This is a genomic window from Micromonospora sp. NPDC057141, from assembly GCF_042670805.1.
In the GTDB taxonomy this organism is placed as follows: Bacteria; Actinomycetota; Actinomycetes; order Mycobacteriales; family Micromonosporaceae; genus Micromonospora.
Window position 1 is genome coordinate 302746 of record NZ_JBHUVA010000002.1, and the last position, 24674, is coordinate 327419.

28 protein-coding genes are annotated in these 24674 nt (G+C 70.8%); 22 read left to right on the forward strand and 6 right to left on the reverse strand.

Annotation, left to right across the window (positions count from 1 at the left end; all coding sequences use genetic code 11):
• Window positions 1–12: 12 nt before the first annotated feature.
• Both ACFT41_RS03295 and ACFT41_RS03300 read right to left on the reverse strand, forming a co-directional pair.
• A complete protein-coding gene (locus ACFT41_RS03295; RefSeq protein ID WP_377613720.1) occupies window positions 13–693 on the reverse strand; it encodes an NPCBM/NEW2 domain-containing protein in 681 nt (226 codons plus the stop codon).
• A 183-nt stretch (window positions 694–876) separates the two neighbouring features.
• Window positions 877–1791 (reverse strand): hypothetical protein, encoded by a 915-nt coding sequence (locus tag ACFT41_RS03300; RefSeq protein ID WP_377583796.1) that lies wholly within the window; start codon window positions 1789–1791, stop codon window positions 877–879.
• Window positions 1792–2005: 214 nt separating this feature from the next.
• On the opposite strand from ACFT41_RS03300, the gene ACFT41_RS03305 reads away from it, so the two are divergent.
• From ACFT41_RS03305 to ACFT41_RS03335, 7 genes are all read left to right on the forward strand, one after another.
• A complete protein-coding gene (locus ACFT41_RS03305; protein WP_377583799.1) occupies window positions 2006–2182 on the forward strand; it encodes a hypothetical protein in 177 nt (58 codons plus the stop codon).
• Window positions 2183–2548: 366 nt separating this feature from the next.
• On the forward strand, window positions 2549–2929 hold the full coding sequence (locus ACFT41_RS03310; protein WP_377583802.1) for a pilin: 381 nt from the start codon (window positions 2549–2551) through the stop codon (window positions 2927–2929).
• Between the two features lie 6 nt (window positions 2930–2935).
• A complete protein-coding gene (locus tag ACFT41_RS03315) occupies window positions 2936–3847 on the forward strand; it encodes a hypothetical protein (RefSeq protein ID WP_377583805.1) in 912 nt (303 codons plus the stop codon).
• 38 nt (window positions 3848–3885) lie between these two features.
• The gene (locus tag ACFT41_RS03320) at window positions 3886–4815 is read left to right on the forward strand and encodes a PrgI family protein (protein WP_377583854.1); all 930 of its coding nucleotides are present in this window, start codon (window positions 3886–3888) and stop codon (window positions 4813–4815) included.
• A complete protein-coding gene (locus ACFT41_RS03325; RefSeq protein WP_377583808.1) occupies window positions 4812–6602 on the forward strand; it encodes a VirB4 family type IV secretion system protein in 1791 nt (596 codons plus the stop codon). The genes ACFT41_RS03320 and ACFT41_RS03325 overlap by 4 nt, the downstream gene beginning before the upstream one ends.
• A 77-nt stretch (window positions 6603–6679) precedes the next feature.
• On the forward strand, window positions 6680–9112 hold the full coding sequence (locus ACFT41_RS03330) for a type IV secretory system conjugative DNA transfer family protein (protein WP_377583857.1): 2433 nt from the start codon (window positions 6680–6682) through the stop codon (window positions 9110–9112).
• A 213-nt stretch (window positions 9113–9325) separates the two neighbouring features.
• Window positions 9326–10201: a replication-relaxation family protein gene (locus ACFT41_RS03335; protein ID WP_377583810.1), complete on the forward strand. Its 876-nt coding sequence runs from the start codon at window positions 9326–9328 to the stop codon at window positions 10199–10201.
• Window positions 10202–10291: 90 nt separating this feature from the next.
• Here the strand turns inward: ACFT41_RS03335 and ACFT41_RS03340 are convergent, their stop codons facing one another.
• Entirely contained in the window at window positions 10292–11206 is a 915-nt protein-coding gene (locus tag ACFT41_RS03340; RefSeq protein ID WP_377583813.1) for a gamma-glutamylcyclotransferase, read from the reverse strand.
• Window positions 11207–11311: 105 nt separating this feature from the next.
• The gene (locus ACFT41_RS03345; RefSeq protein ID WP_377583816.1) at window positions 11312–12523 is read right to left on the reverse strand and encodes an ISAs1 family transposase; all 1212 of its coding nucleotides are present in this window, start codon (window positions 12521–12523) and stop codon (window positions 11312–11314) included.
• Window positions 12524–13173: 650 nt separating this feature from the next.
• Here ACFT41_RS03345 and ACFT41_RS03350 point away from each other — a divergent pair.
• From ACFT41_RS03350 to ACFT41_RS03410, 13 genes are all read left to right on the forward strand, one after another.
• Entirely contained in the window at window positions 13174–13890 is a 717-nt protein-coding gene (locus ACFT41_RS03350) for a hypothetical protein (RefSeq protein ID WP_377583818.1), read from the forward strand.
• Window positions 13891–13918: 28 nt separating this feature from the next.
• Window positions 13919–14344 carry a hypothetical protein gene (locus ACFT41_RS03355; protein ID WP_377583822.1) on the forward strand — a complete coding sequence of 142 codons (426 nt, stop codon included), beginning with the start codon at window positions 13919–13921 and terminating at the stop codon, window positions 14342–14344.
• 336 nt (window positions 14345–14680) lie between these two features.
• Window positions 14681–15568 carry a hypothetical protein gene (locus tag ACFT41_RS03360; RefSeq protein ID WP_377583824.1) on the forward strand — a complete coding sequence of 296 codons (888 nt, stop codon included), beginning with the start codon at window positions 14681–14683 and terminating at the stop codon, window positions 15566–15568.
• Window positions 15569–15657: 89 nt separating this feature from the next.
• Window positions 15658–15798 carry a hypothetical protein gene (locus ACFT41_RS03365; protein WP_377583827.1) on the forward strand — a complete coding sequence of 47 codons (141 nt, stop codon included), beginning with the start codon at window positions 15658–15660 and terminating at the stop codon, window positions 15796–15798.
• Window positions 15799–16303: 505 nt separating this feature from the next.
• Window positions 16304–16639 carry an Lsr2 family protein gene (locus tag ACFT41_RS03370; protein WP_377583830.1) on the forward strand — a complete coding sequence of 112 codons (336 nt, stop codon included), beginning with the start codon at window positions 16304–16306 and terminating at the stop codon, window positions 16637–16639.
• A gap of 34 nt (window positions 16640–16673) precedes the next feature.
• Entirely contained in the window at window positions 16674–17075 is a 402-nt protein-coding gene (locus ACFT41_RS03375; RefSeq protein WP_377583833.1) for a hypothetical protein, read from the forward strand.
• Window positions 17075–17266: a hypothetical protein gene (locus tag ACFT41_RS03380; RefSeq protein ID WP_377583836.1), complete on the forward strand. Its 192-nt coding sequence runs from the start codon at window positions 17075–17077 to the stop codon at window positions 17264–17266. Before ACFT41_RS03375 ends, ACFT41_RS03380 begins: the two co-directional genes overlap by 1 nt.
• The gene (locus ACFT41_RS03385) at window positions 17253–17645 is read left to right on the forward strand and encodes a hypothetical protein (protein ID WP_377583839.1); all 393 of its coding nucleotides are present in this window, start codon (window positions 17253–17255) and stop codon (window positions 17643–17645) included. The genes ACFT41_RS03380 and ACFT41_RS03385 overlap by 14 nt, the downstream gene beginning before the upstream one ends.
• A gap of 146 nt (window positions 17646–17791) precedes the next feature.
• Window positions 17792–18706, forward strand: a complete 915-nt coding sequence (locus ACFT41_RS03390; protein ID WP_377583842.1) for a hypothetical protein — start codon at window positions 17792–17794, stop codon at window positions 18704–18706.
• A gap of 94 nt (window positions 18707–18800) precedes the next feature.
• On the forward strand, window positions 18801–19481 hold the full coding sequence (locus ACFT41_RS03395) for a GGDEF domain-containing protein (RefSeq protein WP_377583844.1): 681 nt from the start codon (window positions 18801–18803) through the stop codon (window positions 19479–19481).
• A 93-nt stretch (window positions 19482–19574) separates the two neighbouring features.
• Entirely contained in the window at window positions 19575–20165 is a 591-nt protein-coding gene (locus ACFT41_RS03400; RefSeq protein WP_377613722.1) for a hypothetical protein, read from the forward strand.
• Between the two features lie 212 nt (window positions 20166–20377).
• The gene (locus tag ACFT41_RS03405; RefSeq protein WP_377589675.1) at window positions 20378–20785 is read left to right on the forward strand and encodes a hypothetical protein; all 408 of its coding nucleotides are present in this window, start codon (window positions 20378–20380) and stop codon (window positions 20783–20785) included.
• A 240-nt stretch (window positions 20786–21025) separates the two neighbouring features.
• Complete coding sequence (locus ACFT41_RS03410; protein WP_377589674.1) at window positions 21026–21151, forward strand: hypothetical protein; 126 nt, start codon at window positions 21026–21028, stop codon at window positions 21149–21151.
• Between the two features lie 130 nt (window positions 21152–21281).
• Here the strand turns inward: ACFT41_RS03410 and ACFT41_RS03415 are convergent, their stop codons facing one another.
• Window positions 21282–21875, reverse strand: a complete 594-nt coding sequence (locus tag ACFT41_RS03415) for a hypothetical protein (protein ID WP_377589673.1) — start codon at window positions 21873–21875, stop codon at window positions 21282–21284.
• Between the two features lie 34 nt (window positions 21876–21909).
• On the reverse strand, window positions 21910–22632 hold the full coding sequence (locus tag ACFT41_RS03420) for a HEAT repeat domain-containing protein (RefSeq protein WP_377589672.1): 723 nt from the start codon (window positions 22630–22632) through the stop codon (window positions 21910–21912).
• 393 nt (window positions 22633–23025) lie between these two features.
• Between ACFT41_RS03420 and ACFT41_RS03425 the strand changes: the two genes are divergently transcribed.
• Both ACFT41_RS03425 and ACFT41_RS03430 read left to right on the forward strand, forming a co-directional pair.
• Window positions 23026–23577: a hypothetical protein gene (locus tag ACFT41_RS03425; RefSeq protein ID WP_377589670.1), complete on the forward strand. Its 552-nt coding sequence runs from the start codon at window positions 23026–23028 to the stop codon at window positions 23575–23577.
• Window positions 23574–24659 carry a M23 family metallopeptidase gene (locus ACFT41_RS03430; RefSeq protein WP_377589669.1) on the forward strand — a complete coding sequence of 362 codons (1086 nt, stop codon included), beginning with the start codon at window positions 23574–23576 and terminating at the stop codon, window positions 24657–24659. The genes ACFT41_RS03425 and ACFT41_RS03430 overlap by 4 nt, the downstream gene beginning before the upstream one ends.
• Window positions 24660–24674 lie beyond the last annotated feature (15 nt).

A 24674-nucleotide genomic window follows, 5' to 3' on the forward strand; every position in this document is an offset into this window, starting at 1 on the left:
GAGAGCAGGGCTCTACGCGGTCAACCGGGGGTCACCCCACGCCAACTCGGGAAGACCATTGGAACGACCGCCTGCGACGTTGGCGCCCGCCTTCAACGGACTGTCGACGGTGTCCGTTCGGTAGGCCAACAGCTTCAGCCGCACAGCATCCGGAGGGAGGTCGATCTTCATCGACGTGGGCTTTCCGAGAGTCGCGCTGACCTTCTTCACAGGCGAGCCGTCGACGAATACCTCGAAGTATCCGACTTGGTCGGCGTCCTGGGCGTCATCAAGGACCCCGACGGTGACCTCGAAGGTCTTGTACCGGCCCCCGAGATTGAACTCCACGACTCCTCGAGGGCTGTCGCAATACAAGGAGCAGCGGTAGACGACGCTATGGCCGTAGTGCTCTCCTCGGATCTCCGCTGACCCGACATCGATGTCAGATGCCTGGTTGAGCAGGTCGAGATCGGTGGCGTACACCGTCTCAGCCGTCGGCGGGCTGGCCGACTGCTCGGGGGTGGCCTCCGGCTCAGGAGACGTCGGGAGCGGCGTGCCGATGGTGGCGCCCAGGGCCGGGGATCCGGTGGCCTCCGCCGAGGGGGACGCTGGGGCGGCAAGCTCAGGACCGTTCTTGCCGGTGACGAAGCTGACGATGCCCATCAGGTCGGCGACCAGCCCGATGACGGTGAGGGCCGCCACCACGCCGAACATGGCGAGGACGCGCCGCAACCAGGACGGTGGCCGATCGGTCTCCGCAGAGGTGTCCCTTGGCATCGTCATCGCCCTCCCCGTCCAGTGTGCCAGCGATCCCGCGGGGTCCGTGTGAGGGCAAGCCCCGGCGGGCGAGGCCGGGTGCGGGCCACGCGACGCCCGAACTGGCGTCCAGTCGTCCGGCTATCGCAGGTCGCCATGCCTGGTGGTCTCGGGGCTGAGGGTGGGGGCGTCGGGTGCCTGGCCTCGGCGGTACTGGTCGGCGGCGTTCCAGACACTGGTGAACTGCTCGTAGAAGTAGTCGAACCATTCGCCCTCGCGTTTGCGGATCAGCCGGAACGTGGGCCGCAGTTCGTGTTGGCCGCCGAAGGAGCTGAGGCGAAGGTCCATGGAGCCGTCGTCCAGGCCAGGGTCGTAGGCGTAGAGCGTGTACGGGGGCAGGTAGTCGACCAGGCGTACCTCGAGGGCGTTGCCCTGCTCGAGTCGCCGGTCGAGCAGCCCGAGGTTGATGGCGAGGTGCTTCTCCAGGTTCTTCAGGCCCCAAGCCGGCCCCGCGCGGAAGGCCAGCATGGACATTGCCGTCCCACCGGGGCAGATCAGCAGCACCTTGACGCGGACGTCGCGGGCCAGCGCCTGCCCGAGGTAGATGTCGAGGAAGGGGATATGCATCGACAGGGTCGTGCCCCACAGCCACACCTCGTCCTGGGCATGCTGGATCAGGCGGGAGATCTCAATCAGGTCATCCTGTTCCACGAAGAACCGGTTGGCGGAAACGGACTGCTGCAGATCACCGAACCGGCGCTGCCGGGTCTGGATCGACTTCGACTTGTGGATGCGGTCGAGCGCGTCGAGCCACGCCGAGACCTCCTGGTCGTCGCGGACGTCGCAGGCGACGAGGAGGTTGAGCAGGAGCTGCCGGCTGGGCGGCCGGACTCCGGAGCGGGCCTCTCCGAGCGAAGCCCGGGGCATCGGACGGTTGTGCGCGATCCCCCACGACTCCAGTTCCCGCAGGGACAGATTGCCGTGGAGGGACAACAGGTACCGGATGCACCCTGCCAGCGCCTCCGTTGTCTGCACCGACTGGAGTTCAGACGCCATGCTGCGATCGGACATGGTCCCTCCCCCGGGAAAACTCGATGCGACAAAGTATTGGCGACCTTCGGTGTGTCTGGCACCCGGTCGGGGCGTCCGGTCGGACACCCCGACGGTCCGATGCCCCTCCGACTGCCTGCTGAACTGCCCGGACGGCAATGGCGTCCGAGTACGATCGTTGATCTTGGTGGACAGGCGGTCCGAGGCGCCTGATGGCGTCATGACCACCAACAATCTCCCCTCGCCGAACACCTGCCGCCAGCGCGCACGCGCGGACACCGAGAGCAGCCGCGATCGCGCGCTCCAGAACAAGGTCCTCCCGGTGATCACCGCTGGCGCCGTTTCCGGTATCGCCCGAGCGGTGACCTCGTGGCTCCTCGACCATGTCAGCTTGTAGTGCGCCGTAGCCGCGGTGTGTGAGCGCTTGTGAGCGCGGCATGTGTTCGCCAGGGCTCACAGGACCCGGTTTGGGGGTGCGGGACCCGCGAGCACTACCGCTCGCTGGTTCCGTCCGCCGCCGGGCGAGACGAGGGACCGACGACCGTGTGCCTCGGGTGCCGCGCCAGTTGATGCGCTGACACCACATCGAATGACCGCAACCCACCCATGAGGGAGGAGAAGCTCCTCCCGGGGATCACGCGGTTCGTTCGCGCCTTCACCTGCGCCCGGCGGCGGCCCCTTTCCCGGACCGCTTCGAGTAGTCGCCGTGTCCCCGCGTCGCGCCGTTCGGCGTCGCGCGGGGCGTGGCGGGAGGTGAACCGCAATGTCCCGCATCCCACACCACACCGCTCGCGCCGAGCGAGCCGTCCGTATCGCGTTGCGCGTGACCGTGCCGTTGGCCGGTGTCGGCATCACCCTCGCGGTCGCGTCCGCCGCCTCCGCCGATCCCGGTGAGGCCGTCCATGTGGCGGCGAACTCGCTGCCGGTGGTGATCGCCAACCTGCGTACCTGGCTCATGGGGCTCCTCGCCGCGGTCGCGACCCTGTTCCTGGTCCTGGCAGGCGTGTACTGGGCCACCGCTGGTGGTGATCCGTCGCAGGTGGAGAAGGCCAAGCTGGCCCTGCGTAACGCGTTGATCGGCTACGGCCTGGCCGTGCTCGCGCCGATCCTGCTGCAGGTCGTCCAGGGCATCGTCGGGGCCTGATCCGTCATGGGATGGTTCCTCGACGAGGCGGTGGGTTGGCTGACCGAGGCGATCCTGGCCTGCCTCACCACGATCTTCGACCTGATCACCGGCGTTCTGCTCACCACGCCGAAGGTCACCGTGCTTCCGCAGGTGCAGGCGCTCACCGGCCGGTCGGTCTGGATCGTGGACACCGTCTTCGTTCTCGCGTTCGTCGCCGCCGGGGTCATGGTCATGGCCGCTGGCGGCGACGAGCAGTCCCGGTACACGGTCAAGGACCTGCTGCCTCGGCTGGTCGTCGGGTTCACCGCCTCCCACTTCTCCCAGCTGGCCTGCGCCCAGCTCATCGACCTCGCCAACGCCCTGACCGGGGCGATCAGCGGCGACCACTACGACGACGGCGGCGCGTTCACCGCGATCCAGAACCACCTCACCGCGGCGCAGGACCGCATGGTCCCGCTGTTGTTCCTGGTCCTGACCGTGATCATCACCGGGCTGGTCGTGACGTGCGCGGTCCAGGTGATCGGCCGGTTCGTGACGCTGCTGGTGATGACGAGCGTCGCGCCGCTGGCGTTGGCGTGTCACGCGTTGCCGGCCACCGACGGGCTCGCCCGGCTGTGGTGGCGCGCCTACACCGGATGCCTGGCGGTCCCCGTCGCGCAGGCGTTCTTCCTCACCGCGGGCGAGCGAATGCTGCTCGACCCGGCGGTCATGCTGCCCGTGTTCGGTCTGCCCGTCGACCCCGGCGGCACCCTGAACCTCCTGGTCGTCGTGGTCCTGCTGTGGACCACCGTCAAGATCCCCGGGCTGATGGCCCGCTGGGCGGGCCAGCCCGCACGCGGCGCCAACGTGCTCGGCGCGGCCGTGCGCGTCGTCGTGGTCCAGCAACTCACCCGCGCCGTTCCCGGCCTGAACACCCTCCGGAGGACCCTCAGATGACCCGACCCGAACCCGACGAGGCGCCGACCACGGCGCGGATGCCCGCCGACGTCGACGCCCCCGACAAGGTCGCCTACGGCCTGACGTTCCACCAGCTGGCGACCGTCGCCACCGGCGCGCTCGTCGTCTACGGCCTCTGGCAGACGCTGCACACCCTCGTGGCGGCGCCGGTCCTGGCCGGCGCCGGTGTGGTGATCGGCGGGCTGGCCATCGGGGTGGCGCTCGGCCGCCGCGACGGCCTGTCGCTGGACGTGTGGCTGCTGCACGCCGTGCGCCACACCCGTACCCCCCGGTCCCTGTCCACCGCCCCCGCTACTGACGGCGGCGGCGTGCCGGACTGGGTCGAGGCCCCCGAGGCTGGCCGGCAGCCGTTGCCGGCGCCGTTGCGGCTGCCCGCCGACGCCATCGACGACGACGGGCAGATCAGCCTCGGCGACGTCCGGGCGGCGATCGTCGGCGCCACCACCGTGAACCTGGCGCTGCGCACCCCGGCGGAGCAGGCGGCGTTGGTCGACGGCTGGGGACGGTGGCTCAACAGCCTCTCGGCCCCGGTCCAGATCGTCGTGTCCGCGCAGCCGGTCGACCTCGCCTCCCACAGCCGGGCCCTCGCCGCCGCCGCGGACACCCAGCCGCACCCGCAGCTGCGGGCGGCGTGCGCCGACCACGCCGGTTTCCTCGCCGACCTCGCCGACGGCCGCGACCCGCTGCGCCGGCAGGTCCTCATCGTCACCCGCGCCGCAGGCGAACGCGGCCCGCACGCGGCGCGGCGACGCGCCGACGACACCGTCCGCGCGTTGTCCGGTCTCGGCGTCACACCCCGTGTCCTGGACGGCCCGGCGGTCACCGCCGCCCTCACCTCGGCCGCTGACCCGTACCGGCCGCCGCGTCCCGGCGGCCTGGCCGCCCCCGACGCCGTCATCACCGCCGCACCCGCACCCACCACCCGGAAGCAGAGGACACGATCATGACCAGCAGAAGACGACGCGTCGGAGGTGACGCGGGCGGGCCGGGTCGGACGGGTGCGGTGGAGTCGACCGTCGCGCCCGCCACCGTCGAGGTCACGCCCCGGTGGCTGCGCGTCGGCGACGGCTACGCCGCGACGCTGGTCGTGACCGGCTACCCGGCCGAGGTCGGTCCGGCGTGGCTGGAGCCGCTGCTGTCCTGGCCGGGCCGCCTCGACCTCGCGGTGCACATCGAACCCCTGCCGGCGCCGGTCGCCGCGTCCCGGCTGCGCCAGCAGCGGGCCCGCCTGGAGTCATCGAGGCGCGCCGACTCCGAGCGCGGCAAGCTGGCCGACCCCTACGTCGACGCCGCCGCCGAGGACGCCGGTGACCTGGCCGAAAGGCTCGCCCGCGGCGCGGCGAAGCTGTTCCGCGTCGGCCTCTACCTGACAGTCCACGCCCGCTCCGAGCCCGAACTGGCGCAGGCGTGCGCGCAGGTGCGGGCCGCCGCCGCGTCCACCCTTCTCGACGTGCAACCGGCCACGTGGCGGCAACTCGCCGGCTGGAGCACCACCCTGCCCCTGGCCACCGACGGGCTACGCATGCCACGCACCATGGACACCCAGGCGCTGGCCGCCGCGTTCCCGTTGGCCAGTCCGGACCTGCCAGCCCCGCTCCCCGGAGACCCACCCACCACGGGTGGGGTCCTCTACGGGGTCAACCCGGCCAGCGCCGGCATCGTCTGGTGGGACCGCTGGGCGCAGGAGAACCACAACTCCATCGTCCTGGCCCGTTCCGGGGCGGGGAAGTCGTACTTCGTGAAGCTGGAGATCCTGCGCAGCCTCTACCAGGGTGTGCGGGTCGCGGTCGTGGACCCCGAGGACGAGTACCTGCGGCTGGCCGACGCGGTCGGCGGCAGCATCGTCCGCCTTGGCCTGCCCGGCGTGAAGATCAACCCCCTGGACCTGCCCGTCGGCGACCGCCGCCCCGACACGCTGACCCGCCGCGCGCTGTTCCTGCACACCCTGATCAGCGTCCTGCTCGGCCATCAGCCGCCACCGGCGGAGCGGGCCGCGCTGGACCGGGCCATCCTCGCCGTCTACCGGTCCGCCGGGATCACCGCCGACCCGGCCACCCACCACCGGCCCGCACCGCTGCTGCGCGACCTCGCCCAGACACTGCACGCCGACGACGACCCGGCCGCTACGACGCTGGCCGCGCGGCTCGCGCCGTGGGTGCGGGGCAGCTTCGCCGACCTGTTCGACGCCCCCACCACCCACACCCCGGACGGGCACCTGGTCGTGTGGTCGCTGCGGCACCTGCCCGACGAGCTGCGCACCGTCGGCACCCTGCTCGCCCTGGACTCGATCTGGCGCACCGTCGACGCCCCACAGCACCTGTCGCGGCGGCGGCTCGTGGTCGTCGACGAGGCGTGGCTGCTGATGCGCGACGGCGAAGGGGCCCGCTTCCTGTTCCGCATGTCGAAGGCGGCCCGCAAGCGCAACGCCGGGCTGACCGTCATCACCCAGGACGCCGCCGACGTCCTCGGCACCGACCTCGGCCAGGCCGTGGTGTCCAACGCCGCCACCCAGATCCTGCTACGGCAGGCGCCGCAGGCCATCGACGCCGTCGGCGAGGCGTTCGGACTCACCGGCGGCGAACGGCGACTGCTGCTGTCGGCCCGCCGCGGCCAGGGCCTGCTCATCTGCGGGGTGACCAGGACGAGCTTCGAGTCGGTCTCCTCCGACACCGAACACGCGATGTGCACCACAGACCCGGCCGAGCTGGCCGACGCCGACGAGGAGGACCTGTGACACCGACCGGCGCTCACCCGGCAGCCATCGTGTCGACGTCAGCGCCCGGCCCGACGTTCGGGCCGGGCGCAGACGTCATCGCGCCCCCTCCCGAACCCGGGACCGCCCTGGTCGACGCCGCCGTGTGGGCCACACAGCGGCCCTGGCTGGCCGCTGTCGCCGCCACGGTGCTGGCCGCCTGGGTCGCCGCCCGCAACCTGGTCGAGGCGTGGCGGCACCGCCACCACACCCACGGGGCGCGTCTGGTGACGATCGCGCCGCCGCCCGAGGTGGACCCCCGCGGCGCGGGCGCGTGGTGGGCGAACCTCGCCGGCGTGCTCACCCCGTCACGACGGCGGCGCCTGCTCTACGGCGCCCCGCACGTCGTGTGGCAGTACACCTGGTCCGGCCGGCAGCTGCTCATCTCGATCTGGGTGCCCGGCACCGTCCCACCCGGGGCGGTCGAGGCGGCGGTGCGGGCCGCGTGGCCCGGCTCGGCCACCACCACCGACACCAACCCGCCACCACCGATCCCCCTGAACGCACACCCGACGGTCGGCGGACATCTGCTGCCGGTCTACGCGGAGTGGCTGCCGCTGTCCACCGACCACGACACCGACCCGCTGCGCCCGCTGATGTCCGCCGGCTCCCAACTGAAACCCGGCGAGCACGCGTGCGTGCAGATCCTCGCCCGACCGGCCACCCCACGCCGGGCGGCACGGGCCCGCCGCGCCGCCGGGCGGCTACGCGCCGGCAAGACCGCCGTCCCGGCGATCAACCCGGCCGCCCCGCTGCTGTGGCTGCTCGACGCGTTCCTACCCGCCACCGGCACCGGCCGAACCGTAGCGCCCGCCGCCCGGCGGGACCCCACCGTCGAACGGGACGTCCGCGCGATCCTGGACAAGACAGCGCACCCGCTGTGGCAGACCGGCATCCGCTACGCCGTCGCCACCACCAACCGACGGCCCGCCGCCGACCCCCACGGTCGGCTGCGGGGCATCGCCGACACCCTCGCCTCCGCCTTCGCCATCCACACCGGCCGCAACCGGCTCACCCACCGCACCCGCATGCGCGCCCCGGCGGCCGCCCTCGCCGCCCGCCGCCTCGGCCCCGGATTCCTCACCTCCACCCCGGAACTCGCCGCCCTCGCCGCCCTGCCGCAGGACCTCGCCGTGCCCGGCCTCGACCGGGCGCGGGCCGCGTCCATGCCGGCGCCGGTCGCGGTCCCCGCAGGTGGGCGTGGGGTGAAGATGCTCGGCGACGCCGAGATCGGCGGCCACAGCGTCGGCCTGTCCGTGCCGGATGCGAGGTATCACATGCATGTGATCGGTTCGACGGGCTCCGGCAAGACCACCCTGCTGGTCAACATGGCCCTCGACGACATCAAAGCCGGCCGCGGCACCGTCGTCATCGACCCGCACGGCGACCTCGTCCTGGACATCCTCGACCGGCTCCCCGCCACCATCGCCGACCGCGTCGTGCTGTTCGACCCCGACCAGGAGAATCCGCCGACGCTGAACCCCCTCGAAGGCGACGACCCCGACCTGGTCGTCGACAACCTCGTGTCGATCTTCGGCAACATCTTCGCCAAGGCGTGGGGCCCGCGGATGGACGACGTCATGCGGGTCGCGTGCCTGACCCTGCTGCGCCACAACAACGTGACCCTGCAGCACATCCCCCCGCTGCTCAACAGCCCCCAGTTCCGCTCCGCGATGACCGTGGACCTGGACGACCCGGCCGGGCTCAGCGGCTTCTGGCAGTGGTACGACAGCCTCAACGACAGCCTCCGCTCCCAGGTCATCGGCCCCGTCCTCGCCCGGCTGCGGTCCTTCCTGCTGCGCGACTTCGTCAAACGCACCATGCGGTACCCGAAATCCAGCTTCGACATGGGCAAGGTCCTCGACGGCGGCGTGCTGCTCGTCCGGATCCCCAAAGGCATCCTCGGCGAGGACACCAGCCGACTCCTCGGCTCCCTGATCCTCGCCCAGGTGTGGCAGGCCGCCACAGCCCGCGCCGCCACCGCACCCGAACGCCGCCGCGACACCACCCTCATCATCGACGAGGCGCAGAACTTCCTCACCCTGGCCAACAGCCTGGACACGATGCTCGCCGAAGCCCGCAAGTACCGGCTGTCACTCGTCCTCGCCCACCAGGACCTCGCCCAGTTCCCCCGCGACCTGCTCGCCGCCGCCTCCGCGAACGCCCGCAACAAGGTCTACTTCACGTGCGCGCCCGAGGACGCGAAGGTGCTGTCCCGACACACCCTGCCCGAAATCGGCGAGCACGACCTCACCCACCTCGACGCCTACACCGCCGCCGCACGCCTGATCGTTGATGGACGACAGACCCCCGCGTTCACCATGCGCACCCGAGCGCCGAAACCGATCGTCGGTGAGGCCACCGCCATCCGGCAGGCCGCCGCCGCGGCGGTACCGGCCCAGGACACCAGCGCCATCGACGACCTCGTCGAGCGACTCAGCCGCAAATCCGACGACAAGCGACGGACCCGCCAGAGAAGCGAACACCCCTGACCCGCCACCGCCACGCAGGTGGCGGCACCCGGCTCGTACAGCGGCTCGCCACCCGGCTCGCGGCCGGTGACCGCCCGGCACTGACAGCACAGTGCTGACCTGCGCTGTCAGTGCCGCACACGGCCCCTGACAGACCCCGCACACCCGCCTGCCTCCCGCCAGACACCCCTCCCGATCGGGAGGGGCACCCCATCCTGCCCAGGAGCAAACATCATGTACTCCCGCGTTCCCTCCGCCTCCAGCAAACCCGACCCCCTCGTGGTGTTCGGTCGTATCGTTCCCCGCGACCACGCCCTCCTCGGCCTGCTGGCCGAGCACTACCTGCTGTCCACCGACCAGATCACCCACGCGTTCTTCGACAACCGCCGCACCGCCCAGCGGCGACTCACGATCCTGCACCGCCTCGACGTGCTGCACCGCTTCGGCCGCAGCGGCGCCCACGGCCGCTACGGATCCCTGCTCTACACCCTCGGCCCCGTCGGACTGCAACTCCACCCGACGAGCTACCACGACCCGAACAGCCACGGCGGCAAGACACCGCGCAGCTCCCTGGAACGCGCCAAGCGCATCGCCGCCAGCGGACAGGTCAACCACCTGCTCGGCGTCAACCAGTTCTTCACCGACCTGATCGCCACCGCCCGCCACACCGACACCGTCCGGCTGTCGCGATGGTGGTCCGAGCAGCACGCCACCACCGTCTACGCCCAAGCCGGTATCCGCCCCGACGGCCACGGCGTCTGGACCGTCGGCGACACCTCGACCGGGTTCTTCCTCGAACACGACAACGACACCGAGAACCTCGCCCGCGTCGTGGCCAAGCTGCGCGGCTACGAACGCCTCACCACCTTCGGCCCCCGCTACCCCGTCCTGTTCTGGGTCCCCACCCGCCGCCGCGAAACCAGCCTCCTCAACGTGCTCGCCGGACTGCACACCACCAGCCCGATCGCCACCGCCGTGCACGGCCCCGACCCCGCCGGACGCGTGTGGACCCTCGCCTCGGACCCCACCCACCGCAGGTACCTGCACGAGCTGCCCTGCGACCACGGCCCCGACACCGTCACGAACCCACAGCGTTTCGATTATCCATAGATAAACGAATGGCGACTACCAGCGACAATTGGCACTTTGCATCCGGGCCTAGGGTCTCGCGACATCAGCGAACTCTGTCGCGCCAGCGTGCTAGTAAGGCAGCAGATGCCGCAATCGAACCTCATCCTCGTCAGAATCAACGGGGATCGAGACATGGTTGGCCAACATATCCAGCATGGCGTCATGCAGTTCGACAAGCGCCTTCAGCACCAAGCGTGCGTCCCGGAACGCGCCCTTTCCCCGATGAGACAAGTTCGAACGTACTAGGTAGTAGTAGCGGGCACCGCCGCGGCCATCCGGCCTCAACGCGATCGAATCGGCGGGATTTCTGCTGTCGACGACGCGGTCGGGCTTGGCACCCAAGTCTTTGAGGGCGGCTTGGAATGCAGGGTCGTTGCCTAGCCGGCGAACCCTGTTCCCGGGGTCGAGCGCCGGCCCGTAGCGGAGCGCCGTGTATCGCTCCACGACGCTCCATAGCAGGAGGTAGGACGCTTGAAGACGGAAAAACTGGTGCCAGAACGCGGGGTTGTCCGATTGTGGTGGCACACCCTGCGGTGCGGCCTCTAGCGCGAGTCGCCGAACCTCGGTCAACCCTTCATTTAGCACTGGATCATGACGGGCTGACCATTCTGACACAGGATCTCCAGAGAAAGACTGAGGCTTTTTCCCGCTGAGAACATTGACAGGGACGCTCTGGCCATCCTTAGTCATAGCTTCGGTTGTGTCCCACCTGTACTGGCTACCTGGCTCGAAGTCAGCCACGACCTGCCAGACCTCATCGAGGTTGTCTGCTGGAAAGCAGAGGACATTGCCGTGGACTCGCCCGGCAGGCGAGGAACCGAGCAATGGCAGCCCATCGCGCAGCCTGATCACGCCAGCAACGGTGGCCTCAACGTGCCGACTGACAAGCGGTTCGATCAGTCCAAAGGCCAACTCGCCGGGCTTCAGGGAGCCATAGACGAAGAGAGGAAGGCTTCGATCCTGTGGCGGGTTGAGTTCTGGCACCCGGCGATTCTCTCTCTTGTAGCGGCACGCCTGCCGGCTGGGTATGTCCCTTACGGTGATCGACGCGCATCAGGCAGCCGGAAGAGCCCAGCCGACATGCCAGGGTCATTGCGTTCTGGGGTAACTGCTGGTCACGGTGGTGATCAGGTCGTGTGAGCGTCGGTTGGCTTGGCGGGTGGCGCGGGCGATGTTGGTCGCGCCGGTGGTGCGGTGCCAGCCGATCGCGGTGTTACGCGGTGTGGCGATGACGGCGGGTCCGTTGCCTGTCCGGGCTTGGTGGAGGTCTTCACGGAACGTCACGTCGCGTACGTGATGGAGGCGGTTCTCGATGTGCCAGTGTCGGCGGATCCAGGCCTGCAGGTCGCGGGGCAGGGCTTGGCCTGCGGGCAGTGACACGGTCAGGTAGGCGGTCTCGCGGCTGGTCCTACCAGCGACGATGCGGGTGCGGGTGGTCCGCACGGCTTGCTGGGCGTGCGGGAAGGCGATGCCGCCGGGTGTGGCGACGGTGACGGCTTTGACGGTGCGGGTCTCGCGGCGGCCGTGACCGCGGTCGTGGGTCCGGTCACCGACCGGGATCTGCGCCCAGGGCAGATGTTTGAGCTGCTTGAACAGGGTCGGCTGGTTGGCCTTGACCTGTACGAGCAGGTGCGCTCGGCGGGCGGTGACCTCGCCGGCGTGCCCGGTCTGGGTGTGCAGGGCGTCGGCGGTGAACAGCACCCCTGCCAGGGTGCCGAGCACCGCCTCGACGGCGTCGAGCAGCGGGGCGAACGCCGGGATCTCATTGCTCTTGGTGTCCACGGTGACCTGGGCGAGCACGATCCCGGTGGTGGTGTCCAGCGCGGACAGCAGATGCACCTGGCGGCCGTCACCTCTTCGGGCGCCGTGCAGTGTCTTGCCGTCGATGGCGATCACCGTGCGATACCGCCCCGGCGTGATCATCTTGACGGGAGTCCGGGTACACAGCCAGCTGGCCAGGACGGTGCCGAGCAGCGCGTCGTCCAGGCGTGTCAGCAGCCGCCAGACAGTGCTGCCGACCGGCACCCCTGCGGGGAACCCGAGCCGACGCTGGGCCTGTTCGTCCAGGTCGTGCAGCCAGTCCGTGATCGCGGCGAACGACGACGCCCCGGCCATGACGGCGCAGACCGCCACCGCCAGCAGCCCGGTCAGCGGGTAACACACCCCTCGTGGGTCGCGTGGATCAGGAACAGCGGCGAGCGCGCGCAGCAGCCCGCCGTGTTCACCGTCGGTGACTGGCGCGGCCTCGGCGGTGGAGGTGGGTGCTGCTACGGCCAGTGCGGGGATGAGAGATGATGCCATCGGCGGGTGGGGTCTTCCTCGGAGTCGTGAAGCGTCGCAACTCCATGATCACCGATGCGGCCTCACCCGTTTCTTACGCCTCCACAGAGGCCGAACTCGTCTCGAAACTCATGGTTAACGGCCCGCTGGCCGACTATGCAATCGCCCTGGCCGACACGCGGAACGCCTTCAGCGTCAGAAGTTCATGGGATTCGATGCTGCCAACTACACCGGCGCGGATGTGCCCCAGGCCGGCGGTCGACTACGGTGCTCGGCCGTCAGCAGAAAGACCGTCTGTGATGGGCGCGGATTCTCACACTGGCCGCACCGACGGCGGTCGACAGCGGGTCGAAACCGCTCACAGCGCAGGTCAGTCCCGCTGCTGGCTGATCACCTAGCCGGGCCGGCCTGACAGAACGGGCCGCTACCGTTTACGGCACCAACAGCACCCCTACATCTCCACTCCGGTTCGGTCCCACCTCGGAACCACCGCCGCACCCACCGGTGCGCTCCGCTCACCCGCCCTGTCCGGGCCGGTCGGCACCGCGCCGCGCGGCGACCCCCAGGTCGCACCCACCACCCCGCACCACACCTCTTCCCCGCCGACCCGCGTACCCAGCGGGCCGGTCATCTCCGCGCGCCCTGACGCGCTCACACGAAGGAGGACACCCATGGGAAAGAGCCCTCGCAAGGTCACCCCCACCACGGCTGTCACGCCGACAGCCACGATCCGCACCATGATCCTCTGCATCCCGGACGAGTTGCCCCGCGAGACGTTGACCGCGCACCAGCTCGACCGCAACTTCGGTGTCCGGGGCACCCTGTCGCCCCGGTTCTGGGCCAGCCCTGCCCTGCGCCTGTGGCACCACCGGCAGATGATCGGCCTCCGCAAGGGCAGCCCGGCCTGCTGCGCCGGCGGGCCGGTGCGGCTGCTCGACCTCGACGGCATGCGCCAGGCCGCCGGCGTGGGGGCAGCCATCCGCCACCAGGTGTTCAGCAGGGCCGTGCACGGCACCCGCAACGCCACCCCCTGGCACGTCTACGAGGCCCGCCACCTGGCGGACCCGGACGCGTACCCGTGGAAGACGGCCTTGGCGGACTTCCACCACCAGCCCCGGGTCAACGCGATCCGCATGCACAACGCCGCCACCCACGGCGCCGGACGGATCGCCCTCGACGAGCTGGAGATGTACCAGGCCGGCTGCATGGCCTACCAGCACCACAGCGCCCTGACCGCGATCGCCGGCGACGCGCTCATCACCGCAGACGGCGCGAAGGTGGCCCCGGCCAGTGACGCCATGGCCGACCGGGTGACCTACCTCGAACAGGCCAACCGCCTGCTCGCCACCATCGACCCCGACCAGCGACTGCTCGCAGTCGCGCTCTGACCGAAACCGACAGGAAGGAGCGCTCCTGATGGGTCGCGTCATGTTCCTGCTCGACGAGGTCGAGCAACTCGCCGACGCCTGCGTCCGCGCCCAGCGCCGCGAGGCACCCCCTGCGGCGCCACCGGCGCTGCGGCTGTCGCACGACGAGTTCGGCCGGATCTACCTGACCGGCAACAGCATCTACGCCGCAGAGCGCCATCGCCTGCGTCCCGTCACCTACAGCCTGCTGGGCTGGCAGGACACCCCGGTGCTGGCCGGCGAACTCACCGGCGAGCACCACCGGCGGCTGCGCCCAGGCCGCCTCGGGGACATTCCCCTGCGCCAGCCGGACCGCGACCTGCTCCACCTCATCCAGTGCGGCGTCGACGCCGGCTGGCACACCTTCGTCATCGACTACGTCGACGACACCGTCATCCCCGGTGTCGGCCGAGGCCGCTTCCACACCCCTCACTGACACTTCCTGGAACCAGCGGTCAAGCAGCCGCCATCCCGTACACGCGCCGTCGGCCAAGCGGCCGTATCACCCTGGCCCCATCACCATCTCGACGGCAAGGCCAGCCCGATCGCACTCCCGATGCCCACACCTGAGGCATCACCTGGCTGAACCGCCGGCCGCCCACGGCAGGGGCACCGACCGCGCCACCGGCCGGGCGACACGGCCGCCCTATCCCTCTTCCACGACCGCGACGCCATCGCCCGGCAGACCGCCGGTGCCCCGATCGCGCCCACAGAGCCCACGACGAGCCATCCCGGTTCGCCGTCATCATCGTGTCCGAAGGGACGAAAAACCATGATCCGAATCCCGATCTGCCCCGTCTGCGCCGAGCCGGTGGCAGACCAGCCCGCCCAGGGCTGGACCAGCGCCTACCGCAGCGGCAACTGGTGGTGGCACCTCACCGACAACACCCCCATCTGCTTCGACACGAACGGCAGTCGCTCGCAGGCGGTGTTCGTCGAGGACGGACTTCCCGCCGACAGCCAGGCCAGCTCCTGGCTGTCGGCAGGGACCGAGTTGTTCACGATCGGCGGCCCCTACGACCCCGCCCGCCTGGGCAGCGCTGTCACCGCCGCCGAGCACCTGTACCGCTGGCTGCACACCGCCACCGGACCGTTCAGCGCCCTGATGGCCCTGCCCGCGCCCTCCGCCGTCGCGTTCCTGGTCGGGCACCTGCACCGCACCAACCGGCTGCTCGCTCGAATCCACGCGCAGGTCGGGGCCTACGTCCTCAGTCAGGTCCGCGAGCCGCAGTTCACCGGCCTCACCGACGACAGCGACCTTCACGGCGAGGTCATCGACGCGGCCGACGACGTCCACGCGTGGCTCCAAGAGGCCGCCGACGCCTGCGCCCAGTCGGCGCGCACGGCCGGTCTCGCCTGGTCCGACAGCCGCAAGCTCACCGCCCTGACCACGGCTATTCCCAGCGGGCAGGCGGACAACGACGCCCCCGCCACGGCCACCGATCACGAGCCGACGACCGCGCACGTCGCACCCGAGCCGCCCGACACGGGCGAGCCCTCTCCCACGCACCTGGCCGAGCTGGTCGGTGCGGCCTTCGGAGACGAGGCCGGCTTCAGCCCGGATCTGACCCGCACCGCGACCAGGATCCTCGGCACCCTCACCATCTACCTGTCGAACTGCCTCGGCCCCGCCCGGCCCGCCGCCATCGCTGCGCCCTAGGACCTCGCCGACCTGACCACCTCACTGACCCACCTGACCCACAGCCTCCACACCAGAGCTACGCGCTCATCGAGGTCTTCACCCCCGCGATGACCTGGACCGCGCTGACGACCGAGCCAGCATCGGGGTGGCACGCCGCGACGCCGTACCGCAGCAGCGGCCCGGCGCCGCTGGAAAGCCTCGCCGACCGGCTCTTCGCTCGGGCCGACGCGATCCTGCGCACCCAGTAACAACCCACAGGGAGCACCGCCCACAGCCGGCGCTGAGGGCCCTGTCCGCACTCATGCCAACGGCCGGAGCCCGGCCGAACACGCGCGATCCGCGCCCCGGGCACGGCCGTACGGCCGTGCCCGGGGAGGTCTCCGAAGAGAGGACCCCTCACAGATGTCCGACGCCCGTTCCCGGTCGTCGCCGGCCTGCCACCCGGATGGCGACCTCACCGCCTGACCAGAGCAGCGGTACGCCTGCGACTGCGCCGAGGAACTCCGGCGGCCCGGATGGGCCCGAGGATCAACGTCGCCGGACGCCTCTTCCCCTACCTGCCCGCAGCGCGCTGACCCCGCTCTGACGACGCGGCGAGATCACCGCGTCCTCATCGAGGGTGCGGGGACAGCACTGACACGCGCCAGCGCCGTCGCCTGAGACGCCCGACTGGCCTACCTATCCATGACCGCTACCCCGATGCCGTGCCCGGCGTCGGGGCCATCGCCATGCCCACGGCAAGGAGAACCTGAGATGGCAACCAGGACGACCGTCGTCGTCACCGACGACCTGGACCACAGCATCGACAACGTCGGCACCTACCGCTTCGCCCTCGACGGCGTCGAGTACGAGATCGACCTCGCCGCGCATAACCTGGCGCGCCTGCGGGAGGCACTCGCCCCGTACGTGGCGGCTGGACGCCGGCTGCCGAAGCGCCCCGCCGCCCGCCGCGCCCCTGACTGCCGTAGCGCCCACGGGGAGGTCCGCGAGTTCTGGGCCGCCCACCAGCAGCGGCTGGGGCTGCCGCCGTACCGCAGGCACGGCCCGATTCCCCAAACGGTCCGCGACGCCCACCGCGACAACCACTGACCCACCCCTTTTACCGCACGGGAGACCCAAGCACATGCGAGTCATCACTCCGTCGCCGCGACCTGCCGGCGAGTTCCTCACCATCGCCGTAGCCGAGAGCACCACCGGCGAGTCGGTGGTCGTCACCTGGTGCCGGGAGATCGCCACCGACATCGCCACCTCCGTCGGCGGCACCCTCGACAGCGCCGAGTACCTGCTGCGGCTACATCCGCACGGCTACGCACCCCACTCGCTGTACTGCTCCTTCTCCATCGCCGGCCACACGGTGGCCGTCTCGGTGTTGTGGGACGACCTGCGGCGCGAGCCCGGATTCGGCCTCGCCGTCGACGGCCAGCCGGTGCCCCTCGATGCGACGAACACGGCCCGACCGGCGGCCGTCATCGCCCACGCCGCCTGGCAGGCCATCCTTGCCAACACCGATCCGGGGAGGCGCTGATGGCCCGCCGCCGGGACGCTGTCCTCGTCCGTGCTTGCGCCGGAACCCATCTGGCCCGCCCGGCACGGCCCCTGCTGCGCGGCATCATCCTCGGCTACCGCCCCGGCCGGCAGGTGATCGGCGGATCCGACTGCCACTCGGTGGCCCACCCGGCGGCATGGTCCGGGGCGGTGGCCGATGCCCGCCGTTGACTACGAGCCGCAGCGGGGCAGCACGGCCGTGTTCTCCGGCCGGTGGCTGCGCTACGAGCCGGTCCCCGGCTTCCACCGCTATTACGAGGGCTACCGCGGCACCGTGATCGGCTGGTGGAACGGGACCTGCGAGTTCACCCTCGACCACGAGGCCGTGACCGCGCTCGTCCAGACGTTCGCCGCGATGGCCAACTACGTGGGCGGTGACTGGCGCACCGTCGACTTCGACGGGCACGTCCTCACCATCGCCCGGCCGGTGTCCCTCGGCGGCGGCGTCCACCTCGCGCACCCCGTCGAGAGCCGCTACCGGATCGGCTGGGGCCTGCCGTGGCGGCCCGTCGATCCCAGCCGCTGCGACCGGATCTTCGGCCAGCCATAGACCGCCGTACGCCCACCCGCGTGGGCCCGTGGCCCGCCATGCGTCGACGGCGTCCCGAGATCCGGTCATCCCACTTGATCGCGAGGCGCCGTCGAAGCGTGCATCGACGCACGCCAGCCCAATCAGGTCGACCAACAGGAGGACGGATGGACAACGAACCGGAGCAGAACGCGAACCCGACCGCGCTCGACAAGGTGACCGCCGCTCTGGCGGCACTCGGACAGGACACGGCCGCCGCGATCGCGCAGCGAGCCGACGTGGGGTACTCGACGGCCACCAAGCGGCTGCGCGTGCTGGAGGAAGCCGGCCAAGCCGAAACGTTCCGCGCCGACGACGGCCGCACCCTCTGGCGGCAGCCGGCGAGCACGGCCGGCAGCGGCAGCGCCGACGCACCAGCCGCTACGACCGACGGCCCGCCCCACACCCCCGAACCAGACATCGCCCCGCACGGTAACCCCGAGCAGCCAGGTGGGACTCCCGCACCGGGGCCGGACGTGGATACCACGGCGGCGGCGGAACCGGGGGACGAGTCAACCGGCAACCCGCCAGACGAGGTGCGCCGGCCGGCGTCGGAAGTCGCCGCGGATCCACCGGCCCCGCAGGACACGTCCCCTCCGCCGGGCGGCGACCTGAGCGAGGCGGTCGCGCCCGACCTTGCCGGCGAGGGCGGCGAGCCTGTGACGACGGTCAGCGTCGAGCAGTCTGCCGCTGTCGAGGCAGGTGAGGCGGAGCCCGGACGCGACCCCGACCCGACGAGCGCACATCACCACCTACCGGCGGGTGGTCAGGCCGAGGACCCGGACACGGCGGGGGCACAGGCGCGCCGGTCGAAGGGGAGCCTGCGCGGGGCCATCCGCGACGTGCTCGAAGCCCACCCCGATCAGATGTTCAAGACCAGTCAGCTGTGCAAGGCCATCGACGCAGCCAACGAGGGCAGCGGCTCGGCCAAGGCCAGCGCGGGCGCGGTCGTCAACGCCGTGCACAAGCTCGTCGCCGCTGGCATCGCCGTCCAGGTCGCCGACCGGCCGGCGGCCTTCCAACTCGCGCCCACCAGCGACTAGCCGGCGCCCACATCCCTGGTAGCCCGGGGTGGGCGTGGAACTTGGCGGCTCACGCCCACCCCGGTGCTCCTTCAGTCACAAGGAGCGATGTCAAGTGTCTCACCTGCACTCCTACCTCACCGCAGCCGGCGGAGTCCTCGCCGGTCTCGCCGCCGCCGCGGCGGCTCTACTCGCCTGGCAGCGGCAGATCCTCCACCGGCAGCGGCACATGCTGGCCGCCGTCGAACGCGACAGGTCCCACTGGCGTCACCTGGCCACGCACCACGACACCACCGACCTGCCGAACCGGCGTGCCCTGCTCACCCAGCTCAAGGCCATCTTCTCCCTCGGGGAGCCGCTCGGGTTCGTGCTGATCGACCTCGACCGGTTCAAGCAGGTCAACGACACCTACGGCCACGAGCACGGCAACGACCTGCTGTACGAGGTCGGCCGTCGCCTCGGAACCCTCGGGCCGCCGGTGATCCTGGCCGCGCACCTGTCCGGCGACGAGTTCGCCCTCCTCGTCGACGGGGACCGAGCCGATGTCGAGGCCGCCGCCCACACAGCCCACCACCGCATCTGCGGCGTCCCGTTCGACATCGCGGGCCAGCAGGTGACGGTCACCGCCAGCGTCGGCCACGCCCTCGCCGAGCCGGACATGCTGCCCCGCGACCTCCTGCAGGCTGCGGACCAGGCCATGTACCTGGCCAAACGCACGGGCAGCGGCACCCACGGCCACGACCCGAGCCACGACACACCCCCGGGCCTCATCACCCGCTACCGCGACCTGCGGTAACACCCAGCGCCGCCCCCAACACAAGCGTTCCCCGGCAAGCCCCGCAGGCCGCCCGGCCTGCGGGGCTTGCCGTCGATCAAGGAGCTCATCACCGTGTTGTCCTTCAACGCCGTGCACACCCTGACCGGCTGCCTCCTGGACGTCGAGGCCCGCGCCGACCAGCTCGGCTGGGGCCGCCCGCCGCTGCTGCTGCTCGTCCAGGACCGACCCGCCCCTTCCGCGACCAGCGGCATACGACGCGAGCTACGCGCCGCGCACCTCCCGCTCAACGACGCCCGCATGGGCCGCTACCGCGCCGGCCTCGCCGACTTCCTCCCGGACCTCGCCGCCACGCTCGCCACTGACGAACACCTCAGGCGGCCCACCCTGGCCGCCTGCGTCGACATCGACCTGATCACGGACCTGCTCGCCGAACCCACCCCCGGACTCCGGCTCCTGGCCTGGGCCGTCTGCTACGAGGACGTGCTCGTCGAGTCCGCCGAACCCCACGAGATCCGGCGCGTCGACGCGGTCGACGCCGACCAGCGCGGCTACCAGGTCACCCGGCTACGCGGCGAACAACACCCGATCGTCTTCATCGACGAGCGCCTCGACGACGAGCCAGCCGCCCAGTCCGGGCTGGCACGCCTCGTCGAAGCCACCAGCCTACCCGACCCACCTTCGCCGCCGCAGAGAACGGCCTGAGCGCGGAGCGCCGACACGATGCCCACCGGGAGAGCACCGGTAGGCCCTGCGCCCACCGTGCCGCGCGTATCACCTCAGGCAAGCGACTTGACCCTGTTCGAGAGATGAGCGTCGATCATTGTGGTCATCGTCCGAGCCGGTCATCAGGCACAACACCACCGACCCGACCCGGCGATGCCCCCTGCCCGAGAACCCGACGGAAGGCCACCCACATGTTCGACCGGAGCCGGTCCCGCCCCTCCCAGCGGGCCCTCGTGCCCAGCGACGTCACCGACCCCCTGCTGTGGCGGATGGCCGTCGACGTCCTCACCGCCCACCAACCCGGACCCGACAACCGCTGCGCCAACCTGCAGTGCGCCGACCAGGGCACCGGTCCGTGCCCGGCTGCCAGGCTGGCACAGCGGGCGATGCGTGCCGCGAGAACCCAGGTGGCGAAGCCGCGGGCCCTGCCGAAGTCGGCCATCGTTCACGCACCTGGCCCGCAGGGGCCCGTGCGCGACCGCAGCGGGTTCGTCGGCTGGTTCACCACCGGCCTTGCCGCCACGACCACCCGCCTGCGCTCGCGGATCCCACAGCGACTACCCCGCAGGGTCCCCGGCGCGACCCTGGCCGCCGCCTAGCCCGGCGATCGCCGAACACCCACCCGAACTCCGGATCAGGAGGACTCGATGACTTCCGCACCGAGACCACCCTCGCCGGCTACGCGCGGGCCGCCGTCGACATGAAGACCCGCAGGCCACCTGGGATACGCACTGCTTCGACCTGGGCGTCGCCGGCAAACTGGCCAGGTTCCGCCAGGACCCTGACCTCGGGCAGTACCTGTCTCGCACGGGCAACCGGGCGCTGGGGGAGGCAGCCCGGTGGACCTCGTCGGGGGCATCGGCCTTTCCGCTACGGCCCACGCACACGATCCTGCCCAGTGGCGCGGCAGCAACCTTCTCGGGTTCGCGCTGATGCGCGCCCGCGTGCAGCTCGCCACCGGATGAACCTCAAGGTCCGGGTACATCAGGGGCGGCTCGGCACCGAACAGTACGCGTCATCCGCCCAGCATCAGGTGGCGGTAGCGGGCTGCCGGACCGACGTTGCGCGCCGCGCACGTGGTGCCGGCTATCGGCACTACAAGCCGGCAGGGTGTGTGGACAGCCAGTCGCGATGCCGGTCGCGCAAGGCGTCTCGTTCAGCGGTCGAGGACAGGATCACGTCCATGCCACCGTCATAGGGGTGATACAGCCACCGCAGACCGACATCCGCGATGAACGCGTTGGCGATCACGTCGTCGGCGACCTGCCGCAACAGCGGGTCCAGAACGCCGGCCGACCACACCAACTGGCTGACATACAGGTGCATCCAGGTCTCGAAGCCCGGCTCGTCGTCCATACAGACGCTCGTCCAGTACATGGCATCCGGGCACACCGCCACGGTATCCGGTGACCGGCAAGGCTCCTGCGGCTCGGAGGCATCGGAGTAGCCCGCCGTGACGACCAGCACCTCGGAACCGGTAACCAGTTCGGCGAGGATGGTGCTGTGCCTCGCCAGAACGATCCCGTACTCGTCTTCGGTCCCGGGATAGCGCTTGGAACCCGGCAGAGCGTGGAACCGCACCCACCGGTTCCGCGCCGCTCGAAGTTCGGACGGCAGCTTCGAGTAGCCTGGCCACCGCTCATCCCACAGCCGCGACAGCGCGACGGTGTCAACCACATCGCCGGTCATCGACTCGCGCGGTGCACCTCTGCTTCCCATACCTTCAGACATCCGCACGATTGATCCACTCCACGGTCGCGAACAGGTTCGGCCGCGCAACCACGAGGGCCGCCTCAAGGAGTGCGGCCTCCCGCGCATCCTCGACGATCTGCCCCCACGGCTTGCCGAAGTCGAGCGACTCGTCGAGGCGCTCGTGTCCGTTCCAGAACACGCCACCGTCGATGACCGCCCACAGTTGGAAGTACAGCACCGCTTGATTGTGGTCAGCCAGGTCGTTGACGACGTCCACAAGCCGAGCAGACGGCCAGGCCCGCTGCATGCTGCCGGCTGTGGTTCGTAACGACGCCGTCAACGGCGGCAGAACCTCCTGTCGCGCTCCCAGCACAGCCAGCGCGTGGCGTATCGCGAGCGCTTCGGTCCAATCCGGCCCGTTCCCGCTGAGACGATGCCGGCGATACGCGGCCCGCAGCAGGGGCACCGCGTCCCGAACGTCGAGTTCAGCGACCGCCCAGGCCGCCCACTCCCGAACCGTCTCGTGCTCGCTGCCGAGCAGACCGATCAAAGCGGGTCCTACGGCGGGATCGCCGAGGTGCTCGAAGACCTCGATCGCGGACAGTTGGCCATATCGGCCCAGGGAATCCATGGCGGCCGACAGCGGCTGAACCACATCGTTCCCGATCGAGATCAGCTCAGCCTTCGCATTCTCGGCAGTCTCGGTCGAGTTGTCGTCCAGCAGCCCGATTAGCCGCGCGATCTTGCCCGCCACAACCACGAACTCTCCTGCACCGGGCGGGTCCGCACCAGCGAGATCCCGTCGCAGCACGCACGGACGCCACCCATCCTCTCATTCGTCGCGGACGCCTACGTCACGAGTGCAAGCTGCGCAAACGGCTCAGCGATCTCAATTGGTACTGCAACGGCAGTTGGTCAGGGGTAGCCGCGTCGTCGGTTCAAGCATGGGCAGGCCTACCCGGATCTGGGTCCATGCCTAGATCAGAAAGGGCCCTGACGACGCGCCGCTTCTGCATGGCGAGAAGGTCGCCGTTCTCGCCCGGTAGCCCGACACCCGTATCTCACCGACACCGACGACCGCGCGGCCCTCGATGCCAGTGCGGTCGTCGCCGTATCCGCACCCTTACCGACACGAGGAGAGAAGACCGTGGGAGCACCCTGCTACGTCGGAGTCAGCGACCCCGCCGGCCCGGCCGTCGTCCGCGCCCGCTACATCCACGACGGCGATCCCACCATGTTCATCCCGCAGTTGCGTGGCATCTGGGCCACCACCGCACGCCGCGACACCAACGCCCTCATCGAGGTGGTCCTCGCCCACGACTGGGCCTACCTCCGGTTCGACATCACCCCGGACACGCCATCGTTGCCTGGCCAGCATTCCGTCGCGGGCGTCGGGATGACGCTCGGCGACACCGATCCGGAGCCGGCCACTGTCTTCCCCCTCCACCGTGCCGCCGACCTCGGCACCTCATGGATCTACCTGGTCAACCCCGCCGACAGCACCGTCACGGTGCACGGCGGCGACGGCGAACCGGTCGGCATCCACCGCCTCCACGATCCGGCAGAGCGGGAGGAGAGACCCGCCCGGCGCCCGCACGCCGCTTGCCTCTTCTCGCGGCACGCCGCGTCTGGCGGCCACATCGTCACGCGGGTCCGCCCCAGGCGTCACCTCGCCATGGGCTGCCGGAGGACGGGATGACGCTTCGAGCCCTGGTGTCGCTCGCCGTAGCGGTTGTCGCGGTGGTCATCCTCTGCGCCGGTGGTCTCGGCGGAGTCCTCGGCGGCGGCAACGCCGCCGCCGGCTGCATCCCCATGGCACCCGCCGCCGCGCCGTCTACCTTGACGCCTGCCTCGGCGCCGCCGACGGTGTGGCCGGCGAGCGGCGACTGGGACGGCGACCAGGTCGGCAACGCCGCCACGATCGTCACCACCGGCGCCCGCCTCGCCGTACCGGCTCGCGGGTGGGTGGTCGCGGTCGCCACCGCGATGCAGGAGAGCACCCTGCGGAACCTGGCCGGCGGCGACCGTGACTCGGTGGGCCTGTTCCAGCAACGCCCCAGCCAAGGGTGGGGCACGCCCGCACAGCTGCGGGACCCCGTCTACGCGTCGGAGCGCTTCTTCGGCAAGTTGGTCGCGGTCAGCGGCTGGCAGGCGATGCCGCTCACCGAGGCCGCCCAGGCCGTGCAGGTCAGCGCCTACCCCGACGCCTACGCGAAGTGGGAGGGACCGGCCACCCGGCTGGTCGCCGCGATCGCCGACACCGCCGGCCTATCCACCGACGGCCTGGCCGGGTGCGGGGCCGCAGGCCCGTGGACGCAGCCGGTCCTCGCCCCTGTCGGGTCGGGGTTCCGCAGCGCAGACCGGCCCGGCCACGACGGCGTCGACCTCAGCGCCCCGCGCGGCACCATCATCCGCGCCGCGTCCGCCGGGACCGTCCGCACCGTGCGCTGCGACGCCGTCCACGCCGACACCGGCGCCGAGTGGGGCTGCGACCGCGACGGCGACCCCGTTCTCACGCGCGGCTGCGGCTGGTACGTCGACATCGACCACCCGGATGGCCTGATCACCCGCTACTGCCACCTGGACCGGCCCCCGATGGTGACGGTCGGGCAGCCGGTCGCCGCCGGCCAGCCCATCGGCGTGGTCGGCTCCACCGGCCACAGCTCCGGCCCGCACCTGCACTACGAGGTGCACCACCACGCCGATGCCGGACCGAACGGCGCGATCGACCCGGTGCCCTTTATGGCCGCGCAGAACGCCCCGCTCGGCACCAGGCCCTGACGCGACGCCCGCCGG